Here is a 12830-nt window from a genome sequence, read left to right as displayed (position 1 = left end):
ACCGGCGGGCCGCACTGTTCCGGGCCGGACGATCCGGTGCCGCACGGGGGTGCGCCCCGCGGCGCCGGGGCCGTGCGGCCGCGTCGGCTGGCTCAGGCCGGGGCCCCGCGCTCGATCGCCGCGGGCGTCAGGGTGCCGACAAAGGGGAGCGTGCGGTAGTACTCGGAGTAATCAAGGCCGTACCCGACGACGAAGGCGCTGGGAATGTCAAACCCGACGTACCGGACGTCGACGTCGACCGTGATCGCTTCCGGTTTACGGAACAGGGCCAGCACCTCCAGCGAGGCGGGCCCGCGCGAGCGCAGGTTCTTCAGCAGCCACGACAGGGTCAACCCGGAGTCGATGATGTCCTCGACGACGAGCACGTCGCGGCCCTCGATCGAGCGGTCCAGGTCCTTGAGGATGCGCACCACCCCGGAGGAGGAGGTCGACGAGCCGTACGACGACACCGCCATGAACTCCATGGTCAGCGGCACGGCGAGGGCCCGGGAGAGATCCGCCATCACCATCACGGCGCCCTTGAGCACGCCGACCAGGAGGATCTCCCGGCCGGCGTAGTCGGCATCGACACGGGCCGCAAGCTCCGCGATCTTCGCGGCGATCTCGTCGGCGGTGACGAGAACCTCGTCGATGTCGGGATGCGTGGCGGCCGCCGGCGGGCCCTCGTGGGGGCTGCCGGCATCGGGCGTCGTCGTCGCGGCCTGGCTCACCTGATCGTCCTCCTCGAAATACGCCGCTGCGGCGAGATCCGGCCCGCGGCCGGCGGGTCCGGCGGGTGGCCACGGCGGAGCCACCGGTCCGGAGAGNGTGATCCGGTCCGCCCAGCGCCGGGCGAGGACACCGCCCGGCAGTGGCACGGGCTTCTGGCCGCGCCACCGCGTCACCAGNTCCTCCACCGCCCAGACATGCTCGGCGCGCAACGCCGACGCCGAGGCGCCGACGTCGAGGGCGGCCCGGCGCAGCACCCGCCCGCGGATCGCGGCGGGAAGGGCGGCGAGGGTCGCCACCGCGAAGCCGACCTCGCCGCCGGCCGGACCCGGGCCCGCAGCGGGGATCGGACCGGTCCTCGGGCCCGCGGGCGGGCCGCCGGGGGCGGTGACGGCCGTGGCGTAGGCGTCGGCGGCGGTCGCGTCCAGCGCGTCCGCGTCGGCCCGCAGCAACTCGGCCCCGCGGGCCAGCGACTCCGCGATGCCCGGCCCGAGCTCGGCCTCCAGCAGCGGCAGAACCCGGTGGCGCACCCGCGCCCGGGCGAACGCCGGGTCCTGGTTGGTCGGATCGTCCCAGACCGACAGCCGCTCGGCGAGGCAGGCGGCCCGGGTCTGCGCGCGGCGCAGGCCCAACAGGGGGCGGCGCAGCAGGCCGTCGCGCGGGCGCATTCCGCCGAGCGAGCGGGCCCCCGAGCCCCGCGCGAGCCGTAGCAGCACCGTCTCGGCCTGGTCGTCCAGGGTGTGACCGATCAGTACGGCCCGGGCGCCCAACCGGGCCGCCGCAGCCAGCAGCGCGCCGCGGCGGGCATCGCGCGCGGCGCCCTCCGAGCGCGGTGCGTGCGCAGTGAGCACCTCCACGGGGCGCAGCCCGAGGGCCTCCCCAAGCTCGGCGACGCCGTGCGCGCGCTCGGTCGAGGTGGGATCCCAGCCGTGATCAACCACCAGCAGACCGGCCCGCAGGGCCCGGCGGGGGGCAACGAAAGCGAGCGCCGCGGCGAGCGACATCGAGTCCGGCCCGCCGGAGCAGGCAACCAGCACCAGCTCGCCCGGGTCGAGATCGGCGACCGCGTTGCGGACCGCGAACCGGACCGCGGCCACCGCGGGATCCGGCGCCCGACCGGGCCGCGTCGTCCGCGCCGTCGGGTCGAGTGGGCCGCCTGCCGCCCCGTCCACCGGCCCGGCCGCCTCACCGTAGTGATCACCGCCGGTGGCGGATCGGGTCACCGCGTGGGCCGGTGGCCGGCCGCGCCGGTGAGCGCCCCGCGGACCACGGCCGTCACGCCGAGATCGACGGGCGACTGCCCAGGACGCGCTGCATCCATGCGGTGGGATCGGCCAGCTCTGCGCGGGTCGGCAGCGTCGTCGGCGACTCCCAGACGGTGTTGAAGCCCCGCACCCCGGCCTCGGCGACGACGGCCCGCACGAAGGCGCCGCCCTGGCGGTACTGCTGGAGCTTGAGATCCAGCCCGAGCAGGCGGCGGATGAACCGGTCGAGCGGCGACCCGCCGTCGCGGCGGCCCTCGAACTTCGACCGGATGTCGGCGACGGTGGGAACCACCCTGGGCCCCACGGCATCCATCACCTGGTCCGCGTGGCCCTCCAGCAACGTCATGATCGCCTGCAGCCGGTCGAGCACCGCCCGCTGGGCCGGGGTCTGGAGCGCCTCCACCACGCTCGGACTGTCGGCGCCGCGGTCGAACACGGCCCCGCGCACCGCGGCCACCGCCGAGCGGACCCGGTCCGCGAGGACGTCCGGATCGAGATCGGTGGCCTCGATGAACGCGGTGATCTCGGACTCGAGGTGGGACCGCAGCCACGGCACGGCGGTGAACTGGGTCCGATGGGTCTGCTCGTGCAGGCAGACCCACATCCGGAAGTCACGCGGCACGACGCCCATCGTGGCCTCGGCGTGGGCGATGTTCGGGGCGACCAGGCTCAGCCGGCCGACCGCGTCCGGCGTGGCCGGCCCATCGGGGCCGGCGAGGTACTCCTCGGGTGGCAGGAACACCTCGTACTGGCCCAGCACCTTGCCGGCGAGGTAGGCCAGCGCCGTGCCGAGCTGGATACCGGTGACCCGCCGGCCGACGGCCGTGGAGAAGGTGCCGCGCTGCTGGTCGGACAGCTTGCCGAGCAGCGGGGTGGTGAGCACTCGCAGGCCGGCGACGTTGGAACGAACCCATTCGGGCCGGTCGACCACGTTGATGGGGGTGATGGCACCGGCAGGGGCGAGGTGGGTGTAGTCCTCCACGTGCCGCTCGGCCTCCACCGCGAGGCGGCGGAGCTCGGCGACGACCTCGCCGGCCTGCTCCCGGGTGATCTGTGGGCCGGGGCGGACCAGCCTCCTCGCCGTCGTCACGGCGAGTTCCCAGTCGACCAGCTCGGCGTCCACGAATCCGAGCGTACCGGGCCGGCCCGCGCTCTGCTCCCGCGTCGCCCTCACCCTCGCCCTCGCCCACGCCCTCACCGACGCCCTCACCGCGGCGTGGCGCGGCGCCGGCCGGGCCGTGACGGGTCGTTTCCGGGATCGCCGCAGGCTCAGCGGGCCGGGCCGGTCGGCGCGGCGCGTGCGACCGGTACCAGCGCGGGGCAGCCGCAGCCGGCGAGCGCCGCCGCGACCCGGTCGAGCGCGGCCTTGGTGCCGCCCCCCTCCTCCGCCGGGGACAGGAAGGCGAACAGCAACAGCCGCCCATCGGCGTCGACGAGCTGGCCGGCGAGGCTGCTGACGTTGCGCAGTGTGCCGGTCTTGGCCCGGACGTCACCCGCGCCCGGCGCCGTGTCCGTGGTGGCGTATCGGTCGTTCAGGGTGCCGGAGAAACCGGCCACCGGTAGCCCGGTCAGCACGGTGCGCAGGGCGGGTCGGGTGGGCAGGACCGCCGCTCTCAGCAGCGCCACCAGGGTGGCGGGCGCGATCAGATCGGTGGTGGACAGGCCGCTGACATCGTTGAGGGCCATCCCCGCGGTGGGGATGCCGAGTTCGGTGACCGTGTCGGTCACGGCCCTCGCGGCCCCGGCGAACGAGGCCGGCAGGCCGCGCCGCCGGGCGACCAGCCGGCCCAGGCTCTCCGCCAGGTCGTTGTCCGACTCGGTGAGCATGCGTTCGACGAGTACCCGCACCGGCGGGCTGTCCACCGCGGCGACGCGGGTCGCCCCCGCCTCGGCGCTCCCGGTGCCGACCGCGCCGACCGGGATCCCGGCGGCCACCAGCGCCCCGGCGAACGCCGCCGTCGCCGCCACCGCGGGGGCGGGATTGCGCGGGCCCTTGGCGCCGGGGGCGGAGCGACCCGCGTCGAGTTCCAGCGCGGAGACCGGCGTGACGTCGCCGTCGGTCACGTAGTTGTCACGCCATCCCGGCGCCCGGTCGGGGCCGACGAACAACGACCCGTCGCCGACCACCCGGGACACCGAGGTAATGCCGGCCGCCCGGACCTGGGCGACGAGATCGGAGAGCCGGGCGAAGGCCGGGTAGCCGCCGGTCTCGGACGACGCGGTCAGCGTCGGGTCGCCGCCCCCCACGAGCCACAGCGTGCCGCCGGGCGCTTGGCCGGCGGCCCCCGACGGTCGGCCGTCCGGCGGTTTGTAGAGCACCGACGTGCGCAACCGGGTATCCGGGAACGTGACGAGCGCCGCCGTGGCGACCGCGGTCTTGAGCGTCGACGCCGGCACGGCCGGTGTGCGGGCGCGGTTGTCCAGCAGCACGCGACCGGTCAACCCGTCGACGACCAAGGCGGCGGGCCCGGCGAGGACGGGGTCGCCGAGCGGCCCGGCAAGGCGGGCGCCGACCGACGCGGGCTGGGGCGTGGGCGCGGCCGGGTCCAGACCCGCGAGGACCGCGGCCCCCGCCCGGGCCGACCCGGCGACCGGCGGTACGGGGCGATCGGCGGCGGGACTGGCGGACAGGGAGCCGGCGAGAAGGGCGCCGACGAGGGCGGTGAGCGCCCCTGTCCGAGCGACCGGCGCGGCTGACGTCACCCCCGGACACTACGCAAGACGGGTGGGCCACGCCGACGGCGCCGCAGCCCCGGCAGGTGAGGGCCCCGGCAGGTGAGGGTCCCCGGCAGGTGAGGGTCCCCGGCAGGTGTCGGCCCGCGGCGGTGTGGGCCGCCGCCGAGGGGCGGATGCGCGGCGGTCCGGGCGCTGGCGCCCTCGGTGGCACGTCGCGTTCCGCTGTGTCACCGTATGCCACGAGCCGTGAGCCGGCCCGTGCCGGTCCGGATGACCAGCGGGTGGGCCTGGCCGTCCGCCCGCCGTCCAGCGAGCTTTCCGCTCGCCCGGCGGGTCGCGCTGGCCGGTGGGGGGAACATCTGCCTGCGAGGCGGGCTCCGTTCGCCGGTCGCGTCCCGTGATGGTCCGCGTCGCGGCGCCGTCCGCGGGGCCGCGGCGGTGGCGGCGGCGCCTGGGTAGTGGCGTTGCCGACCGGGTGGCTCGGGCAGGAGGTGGCTTCCGGGACACTGGGAGGGCGGCGGTCGTCGTCCGCGACACTTCGCCGCGTCCGTCGGGTGTCCGGCGCGTGGCCGCGGCGCGCGGCACCCGGCCGCGGTGCCCCGGCAGTCGCCGGAGCATGCGAGCCCCGGCATCCGCCGGAGACCGACGAGCAGTTCACACGTGGTGGCCGACCGGCGCAGACCGGGCCGGCCTGAGCATGAAGGAGACAGGGAGCGGAGTGGACCTTGAGTTCGATGTGACCATCGAGATCCCCAAGGGTCAGCGCAACAAGTACGAGATGGATCACCACACCGGGCGCATCCGGTTGGACCGGATGCTGTTCACCTCCACCCACTACCCGTCGGACTACGGGTTCATCGAGGGCACCCTCGGGCGGGACGGGGATCCGCTGGACGCGCTGGTCCTGCTGGAGGAGCCGACCTTCCCGGGCTGCCTGGTGCGGTGCCGGACGATCGGCATGTTCGAGATGACCGACGAGAAGGGCCCGGACGACAAGGTCCTGTGCGTCCCGGTCGCCGATGTCCGCCAGGAGCACCTGCGGGATCTGCGGCACCTGCCGGAGTTCGACCGGCTGGAGATCCAGCACTTCTTCGAGGTCTACAAGGACCTGGAGCCCGGCAAGTCGGTCGAGGGCGCCTCCTGGGTGGACCGCAAGGAGGCCGAGCGGGAGATTCTCGCCTCCATCAAGCGGCTGCGCGAGGCGGAGGGCGCCGGAGTGGACGGGCACGACCAGGAGGTCGAGCCCAGGTCTGCGTGATCGCCGACCGGCGCGACGGCGACGCCCCTTCATGCGCGGGCCCGCGGGCCTCGCGGATGAGGGGGCGCCCCTCGCGCCGGCCCTCCGGCGGAGCTGGCCAGCGGCGGTGGATCAGCCGTCCAGCCACGTCACGCGGAGCACCGTGATCGTGATCCAGCGATCTTCGATGGTATAGACGATGAGCCCCCAGCCATCACTGAATGTAGCTGTCCACTGGTTGTCTCGTTTGCGGTACGTGCTGTGGCCGCGCGGATCCTCTACAAGGCGCCGCAGTGCGATGTCGAGCGCCGTGCGCGCTTCGGCGGGCAGACTGTCCCGCTGATCGCGGGCGTAGTCGACCCAGCGGACCCCGTGGACGGTCATCAGGCCACATGTGGCGCTTGGGGATGGCCGGGCGGATACCAGACCTCGCCAATCACGGTCGGGTCACCGGCAGCGATGCGGCGACGGTCGGCGTCGATGCCGGCCTGGATCTCCGGGTTGGCGCAGAGCACGGCCTGGGGCCACCAGCGGTCGATGACGCGGTGCAGCGGGGCCAGGTCGAGAGTGTCGTCGGTTTCGACGGCGGCTGCGTGGAAGTCGGCTTCGAACTCGGCGCGCTGCTCGGGGTCGAGCGCCGCCCGGATCGCCGGCCCGGTGCGCTCCACCCGGTTGCGCACGCCGTACGAGGGGATCGTGACGTCCGCTGTCATGAGGCCGATTGTCGCACCCGTCGATGCCGCCCACGCCGCCTCGAGCGTGCCCGGCTGTCGCACCGCGCGGCACCGCACCGCGCCGGTCAGGGCCCGTTCGGAGGGGAGTGAGCCGGAGGCGGGGATTGAACCCGCGACCTATCGCTTACGAGGCGATTGCTCTGCCACTGAGCTACTCCGGCGATCGGCCAGGATCGCACTGGCCCGGGTCGAGTATGCCAGATGCCCGCGCGGTGCCGACCGGTGGTACTCGGCCGGCTGCGCGCCGCGCGGTGGCGCGGGCGCCGGCAGCCCGGCTCGGACTCCCGCCCGGGGCGGGCCCCCGGCCCGGAGCCGAGCCGATCTGGCGAGGTCGGGGCGCCCGAAATCGGAACGATCCGGCGATCCCACCCCACCAGGCTGTCATGGGCGCCCAAGAAGGAAGACACTGACGTGACAATCGGTTTGCGCCTAATCCAGATTTTGTCATAATTTTCGGCTCCCGGCCCGTCGAACGACGCAAACCGCTACCCCGGTTGCAGTTGTTCCGATGAGGATGCGTAGGGTTTCGCTCCATGACCGGGGCCGGGGACGCTGCACCTGCAGCGGCGACACGAGGAGCCTCGCTCCTCGTCGCTGAGGACGATGAGGCATCTCGCGTGGCACTTGCGCGCAGCCTCGAACGATTCGGCTATCGCGTGCTGGAGGCGGCGGACGGCGAAGCTGCCCTCCGGCTGTTCCAGACGACTGAGATCGATCTGGTCGTTCTGGACGTCGCGATGCCGCGAATGGACGGCTTCGCTGTGCTGAGCCGCCTGCGCCAGACGAGCGAGGTGCCGGTGATCATGCTCACCGGGCGGGCCGAGGAGGTCGACCGGGTGGTCGGCCTGGAGCTGGGCGCCGACGACTACGTCGTGAAGCCCTACTCGCTGCGGGAGCTGGTCGCGCGGGTGCGGGCCCGGCTACGCCGCCGGCCCGCCGAGCCGCCGCCCCAGCGCAGCGGGGACGGCAACGATCCGCTCGTGTACGGCGACGTGTCCATCGACCTGCGTGCCCGCGAGGTCGCCGTGGCCGGCGAGCGGATCGACCTGACCGCGCGCGAGTACGAGCTGCTGGCCTTCCTCGCGCGCCACCCTCGACGGGTGTTCAGCCGCGAGGAGCTGCTCGAGCAGGTCTGGGGCACCCGCTTCCAGGACCCTGCCACGGTCACCGAGCACGTCCGGCGGGTGCGTACCAAGGTGGAGGGTCGGCCGCCGCAGCGGCGGCTGGTGACCACCCTGCGCGGGATGGGCTACCGCTTCGACCCGTGAGCCGCGGGGAACACCGGGGCGGCGCCGGGCGGCCCGATCGAGCCACGGAAGACCGTGCCAGAGAAGATCGCTCAGGGTCGGTGGCGGTGCCGGGAGCGCCGGCGGGCATGTCCCGATTCGCCGCCTGTCTCGCTGTCGTGCTCCGACCCCTCGTGCTCTGGCCCCTCGTGCTCCGACCCCCCTTGGTCGGTGCCTCGGCGTGCTCCGCTCTCGCGGTCGGTGCCGGCCTGGTCGGTGCCGGAGGGCGTGGGGTCGGGATCCGGGTGGGGCTCGGCCCTGGGCGGGGCGTAGGCAGCCTCGTGCGCCTGCCGGGACGGGCATACGTCGGCTCGTTCGCAGGAGGTCCGCCCGCCGCCGTCGAGCACCACCACAGCCTGCTGGCGGGGCACGTCGTGCCGCACGACCCGGCCCTCTCCCTGGGGAGTGCAGGCCCGTTCTCCGACGGCGGGCACGGCCCCGGCGAACTCCTCGTACAGCGGGTGCTCGTAGCGTAGGCAGCACATCAGCCGGCCGCAGGCGCCGCTGATCCGCATCGGGTTGAGGGCCAGGTTCTGGTCGCGGGCCATGCGCAGGCTCACCGGCTCGAAATCGGTGAGGAACGTCGCGCAGCACAGGTCACGCCCACACGAGCCGATCCCGCCCTGCACCCGGGCGCTGTCCCGGGCGGACAGCTGCCGCAGCCGCACCCGCGCGGCCAGCGTCCGGTTCAGGTCGCGGACCAGCTCCCGGAAGTCGATCCGGCCCTCCGCGCTGAAGTAGATCGTGTATCCGCCGGTGTCCAGCACGTGGTCGACACCGACGATCTTCATCGGCAGGTTGTGCTCCCGCGCCAGCCGCCGCGCGGCGACCCGCGCCCGGGCGCGCCGGCGCCGGGACAGCTCCGCCCGCTGCACGTCCGCCGCCTGCGCCAGCCCCGCCAGCACGGGCAGGCCGCCGATGTCGTCGGAGATCCACTGCGGTGCCCACATGCAGGTGGCGACCTCGGGACCATCGTCGGTGGGCACGAGGACCTGATCGCCTACCCGGGGTGTGTGGACGCCCGGATCGGCGTAGTAGAGCTTGCCGCGAGGGGAAAACGCCACCGCGCACATCATCGGCATCCGGCCCGTCACCTTCCTTGGCCCGCAGGCCGGCTGGCCGGCCGTGATGATGGCCCGCGCGGGAGGCGGGCCCGGTGCGCGGCAGCGCCGGGTCGGGCGGGGCGTGCCGGAGCCGCCCGTCGGCGTGATCTGCGTCGCAGGTCACAGTATGCCGCCAGGTGCGACTTGGCTGCCCGTTTCTGCCATACCGACCCCATCGCCATCGCCATCGCCATCGCCGGCGCCGGCGCCGGCGGCAGTGCGCCGAGCGGGCGCGGGCGGCGTCAGCCGTCGCGCAGGGCGAGGGTCAGGGACTCCACTGCGAGCAGCGGGACGAGGCCCGGGTTGTCGGCGAGGGCCGCCCGGGTCGCGAGCACGGCCTCCAGCCGCCGCAGCGTCTGCTCCGGGGTCGAGGCCGCCGCGAGGCCCGCAGCCTCGGCCGCATGGTCGGCATGGATCGGGTCGACCGGCGCGCCGAGCTGCTCCGCGAGCACGTCGCGATACAGGCCGGCGAGATCGACCAGGGCCCGGTCGAGGGAGTCGAGGATGGTGCGCCGCCCGCGGCTCTTCTGAGTCCGCTCCAGCTCCTTGAGCGCCCCGGCCGCGCCCCGCACGACCATCGACCGTGCCTTTGCGCCCGCCTTCGGCGCCCGAGCGGATCTCGACTTCCCGCCGGTGGCGGTCGCACCGACGCCGAGTGCTGTCTTCAGCGCCTCCGTCTCGACCTCGTCCCGCTCGGCGTTCGCGGCCTCGGCATCGGCGTTCGCGGCGCCCACGAGGTCCGCGGCGGCGGCCAGGCAGTCCCCGACGCGCCCCAGACGGCCCGGGATGCGCAGCACCGCCGCCCGGTGCTCCCTGGCGGCCTCGTCGGTGGCGAGGCGGCGGGCCAGCGCGAGGTGCCCCTGGGAGGCCCGGGCGGCCGTCTGCGCCACCTGCTCGTCGATCCCCTCCCGCAGCAGCATGTCGCGCACGTCCGCGGCGGAGGGCAGGCGCAGCGCGACCGTCCGGCAGCGGGAACGGATGGTGGGAAGCACGTCCTCGATCGACGGCGCGCACAGGAGGAACACGGCGCGTTCCGCCGGCTCCTCCAACGCCTTGAGCAGCGCGTTCGCCGCGGCCTCGGTGAGCCGGTCGGCGTCGGTGAGCAGCAGGATCCGCCAGCGGCCGGCGGTGGGGGCGCTGGCGGCGTCCCGAACCAGGGCGCGAACGTCCTTCACTCCGAGCGAGAGCCCCTCCGGCGTGACGGTGCGCAGGTCGGTGGCGGTGTCGGTGAGCACCGTGTGGCAGCCGGCGCACTCCCCGCAGCCGGGCGGCTCCCGCTCGCAGTTCAGACCGGCGGCGAACGCGCGCGCCGCCTCCTGCCGCCCCGCGCCGGACGGGCCGGTGAACAACCACGAATGGGTCATCCCCGAGCGCGCCCCGGCCGGGCCGCCACCGCTGCCCGCGGCCGCGAGGATGCCGGGGGAGGCCGCCACCGCAGCCGCGCGCAGCGTCGCGACGACCGCCTCCTGGCCGACCAGCGTCTCCCATACCGTCACGGGGCTCATCATCCCCCGCCCGCCGCCCGGCTCAGACCCCCAGGGGCATGGCCCGGCGCTCCACCCGGCTGGCGACGACCGCGCGGATCTCGGCGTGAATCTCCTCCCGGGGGCGGTTCGCGTCGACGGTGAGGTAGCGCGTGGGCTCCTCCTGGGCCAGCCGGAGGAACCCGTCGCGCACCCGTCCGCGGTAGGCGAGCAGCTCGACTCCGGCCTCCTCGGCCGGTCCGTCGGCCGGTTCGCGCTGCGGCCCGAGCTCGGCAGGCAGGTCCAGCAGCACGGTCAGGTCGGGAACGAGGGCGTGGGTGGCCCACTGGGCCAGCACGGCCAGTTCCGCGGTATCGACCGACCGGCTCGCGCACTGGAAGGCGATCCACGAGTCGACGTAGCGGTCCGTGATGACGATGGCGCCCCGGGCGAGCGCCGGCTCGATCACCCGGCTCACGTGCTCGGCGCGGTCGGCGGCGGCGAGCAGCGCTTCGGTACGGGCGTGCAGGCGCGTCGAGGGGTCGAATAGCAGCTCCCGCAGCCTCGCGCCGATTGTCGTGCCGCCGGAACCGGAGGTCACGACGACCTCACGCCCGCTGGCGGCCAGCCAGGACCGCAGCAGCTCGACCTGGGTGGATCGCCCGGCCCCCTCGGCTCCCTCGACCGCGACGAACAGGCCGGCGTGACGCGGTCGCGTCGGCGTCGGCTTCCGGCCGCGCATCGCGTTCCACAGCTCCGGCCAGACCGCGACCCCGACCCGCTCGTCCATCTGGCGGTAGGCGAACAGCCCCACCGCCACCGCGAGCAGGCCCCCGCCGAGCAGGACGACGGTCACGCCGTCCGCCCGCACGGTGATGTCGCCCCACAGGTGGATGCCGTGCGTGCCGATCAGGCCGACGAGGGCGGGTGCCGCCGCCAGCACCACCAGCAGGTCGATGCGCACCAGCGACTGCACCAGGGCGAAGGTCCGTCCCCGCAGCTCGTCGGAGACCTCGGCCTGCAGCAGCGTGTACCCGGTCACCCAGGCGACCCCGGCGAACGCCCCCACCGCCATCACCAGGATGCAGGCGATGACCAGGTTCGGGATGATCGCGACGACCACCAGGGTGATGCCTGCGCCGGTGACGCAGACGCCGAACAGGCGGGTCCGGCTGTAGTCCCCGAGCAGCTTCGGCCCGGCCGCCATCCCACCGGCCAGCCCGATGAACACCGCTCCGAACAGAACTCCGTATGCGGAGTCACCGCCACCGAGGATCCCGACGTAGAGCCGGCCCAGGGCGATCACGCACCCGGCCCCCGCGAATCCGCCGAGGATGCCCACGACCAGCCCGCGGACCAACCGGTCTTGCCCGACGTAGCGCCAACCCTCGGTGATCGAGGCCAGAAAACCGGGCTCGGGACCGGTCTCCGGGCGGGCGGCCCGGCCGATGTCCTTGAGTCCCCAGATCACGATGGCCGAGCCGAGGAAGGTCGCCGCGTTGAAGTACAGCGCGAGATCGACGGAGGAGTCCCGGAAGAACGAGACGCTGGAGCCCAGCGTCCGCGAGATCGTCGCCAGCATGGTGAAGATGGCGGCGGCGAGTGGGGCCGTACCGTAGGTCATGATCAGGCTCAGCGTGTTCGCCGCGGCGAGCCGCTCCCGCGGGACCAGGTGCGGGACGCTGGCGTCCTTCGCCGGAGCCCAGACCAGGGTGACCGCCTCGACCAGGAACGACGCGATGAGCAGCCATTCGAGCGTGCCGATGATCGGGATCGAGACGAACAGCCCGAAGCGGATCACATCCGTGACGACCATCGTCAGCCGGCGATCCAGCCGGTCGGCGAGCGCACCGGCGAGTGGTCCGAGGATCAGGGCCGGCATCAGCCGGACGATCAGCAGCGAGCCGATCGCGTACGCCTGCCCCGAGAAGCTGTTCTGCAGCTGGGTGACCAGCGCGGTCGTGGCGAGCAGGCCCATCCAGTCGCCCAGGCTGGACAGGCTGAGCTGGATCCACATCCGGCGGAACTCGGGGATCCGCAGCACGGCGCGGATGTCGCTGTCGTCGCCGGCCGCGCTGCTTGCTCTGGGCGGCGGGGAGGGGACCGTCGTGACCGGATGCCGGCCTGGCATGCGCCCCAGCCGCAGCCGTCGGCCGCTGCCACGGCGGCGACCCGCGCCGCCGTCGCCGGCCTGCCCCTCGACGCCGCGGTCTGCGATCCCCGGCCGGTCGGCGCTCTGCTCGTCGGCCGGCCGGTCGGCGCCAGATGGGCCGCCATCACCGGGTGGGCCGCCGTCACCGGGTGGGCCGCCATCGTCGGGTGGGCCGCCGTCGTCACCGGGTGGGCCGCCGTCGTCGG

Annotated in this window: 10 protein-coding genes, 1 tRNA gene and 2 pseudogenes; 2 read left to right on the top strand and 11 right to left on the bottom strand. The window is 74.3% G+C overall.

The window, feature by feature from the left end; translation table 11 throughout:
* Positions 1-92: 92 nt before the first annotated feature.
* From hpt to dacB, 5 genes and pseudogenes are all read right to left on the bottom strand, one after another.
* A pseudogene (gene hpt / locus FF36_RS37195) lies at positions 93-806 on the bottom strand (hypoxanthine phosphoribosyltransferase); the annotation flags it as partial.
* A gap of 1 nt (position 807) precedes the next feature.
* Positions 808-887: pseudogene (locus FF36_RS37190) on the bottom strand (hypothetical protein); the annotation flags it as partial.
* A gap of 1 nt (position 888) precedes the next feature.
* Positions 889-1931: tRNA lysidine(34) synthetase TilS (gene tilS / locus FF36_RS37185; protein WP_242422320.1), on the bottom strand; the 1043-nt coding region annotated here is incomplete at its 3' end.
* Positions 1932-1983: 52 nt separating this feature from the next.
* Positions 1984-3096 carry a zinc-dependent metalloprotease gene (locus tag FF36_RS05725; protein WP_044884009.1) on the bottom strand — a complete coding sequence of 371 codons (1113 nt, stop codon included), beginning with the start codon at positions 3094-3096 and terminating at the stop codon, positions 1984-1986.
* A gap of 146 nt (positions 3097-3242) precedes the next feature.
* Positions 3243-4676: a D-alanyl-D-alanine carboxypeptidase/D-alanyl-D-alanine endopeptidase gene (gene dacB / locus FF36_RS05720; protein ID WP_044883924.1), complete on the bottom strand. Its 1434-nt coding sequence runs from the start codon at positions 4674-4676 to the stop codon at positions 3243-3245.
* 691 nt (positions 4677-5367) lie between these two features.
* On the opposite strand from dacB, the gene FF36_RS05715 reads away from it, so the two are divergent.
* On the top strand, positions 5368-5907 hold the full coding sequence (locus FF36_RS05715) for an inorganic diphosphatase (protein WP_044883923.1): 540 nt from the start codon (positions 5368-5370) through the stop codon (positions 5905-5907).
* 111 nt (positions 5908-6018) lie between these two features.
* Here FF36_RS05715 and FF36_RS05710 read toward each other — a convergent pair whose 3' ends face one another.
* From FF36_RS05710 to FF36_RS05700, 3 genes are all read right to left on the bottom strand, one after another.
* Positions 6019-6270 carry a hypothetical protein gene (locus FF36_RS05710; protein WP_044883922.1) on the bottom strand — a complete coding sequence of 84 codons (252 nt, stop codon included), beginning with the start codon at positions 6268-6270 and terminating at the stop codon, positions 6019-6021.
* Complete coding sequence (locus FF36_RS05705) at positions 6270-6599, bottom strand: DUF6247 family protein (protein WP_044883921.1); 330 nt, start codon at positions 6597-6599, stop codon at positions 6270-6272. Before FF36_RS05705 ends, FF36_RS05710 begins: the two co-directional genes overlap by 1 nt.
* 110 nt (positions 6600-6709) lie before the next feature.
* Positions 6710-6781: transfer RNA gene (locus tag FF36_RS05700), tRNA-Thr, on the bottom strand.
* 372 nt (positions 6782-7153) lie between these two features.
* Between FF36_RS05700 and FF36_RS05695 the strand changes: the two genes are divergently transcribed.
* A complete protein-coding gene (locus tag FF36_RS05695) occupies positions 7154-7888 on the top strand; it encodes a response regulator transcription factor (protein ID WP_044883920.1) in 735 nt (244 codons plus the stop codon).
* A gap of 71 nt (positions 7889-7959) precedes the next feature.
* Here the strand turns inward: FF36_RS05695 and FF36_RS05690 are convergent, their stop codons facing one another.
* The 3 genes from FF36_RS05690 to tmk form a co-directional block, all read right to left on the bottom strand.
* Positions 7960-8988 (bottom strand): PSP1 domain-containing protein, encoded by a 1029-nt coding sequence (locus tag FF36_RS05690; protein WP_044883919.1) that lies wholly within the window; start codon positions 8986-8988, stop codon positions 7960-7962.
* 263 nt (positions 8989-9251) lie between these two features.
* The gene (locus FF36_RS05685) at positions 9252-10505 is read right to left on the bottom strand and encodes a DNA polymerase III subunit delta' (RefSeq protein WP_044883918.1); all 1254 of its coding nucleotides are present in this window, start codon (positions 10503-10505) and stop codon (positions 9252-9254) included.
* A 31-nt stretch (positions 10506-10536) separates the two neighbouring features.
* On the bottom strand, positions 10537-12603 hold the full coding sequence (gene tmk, locus FF36_RS05680; RefSeq protein ID WP_242422319.1) for a dTMP kinase: 2067 nt from the start codon (positions 12601-12603) through the stop codon (positions 10537-10539).
* Between the last annotated feature and the right edge of the window lie 227 nt (positions 12604-12830).

It is taken from the genome of Frankia torreyi, from assembly GCF_000948395.1.
Taxonomy (GTDB): Bacteria; Actinomycetota; Actinomycetes; order Frankiales; family Frankiaceae; genus Frankia; species Frankia torreyi.
This window is presented reverse-complemented; position numbering and strand designations above follow the sequence as displayed.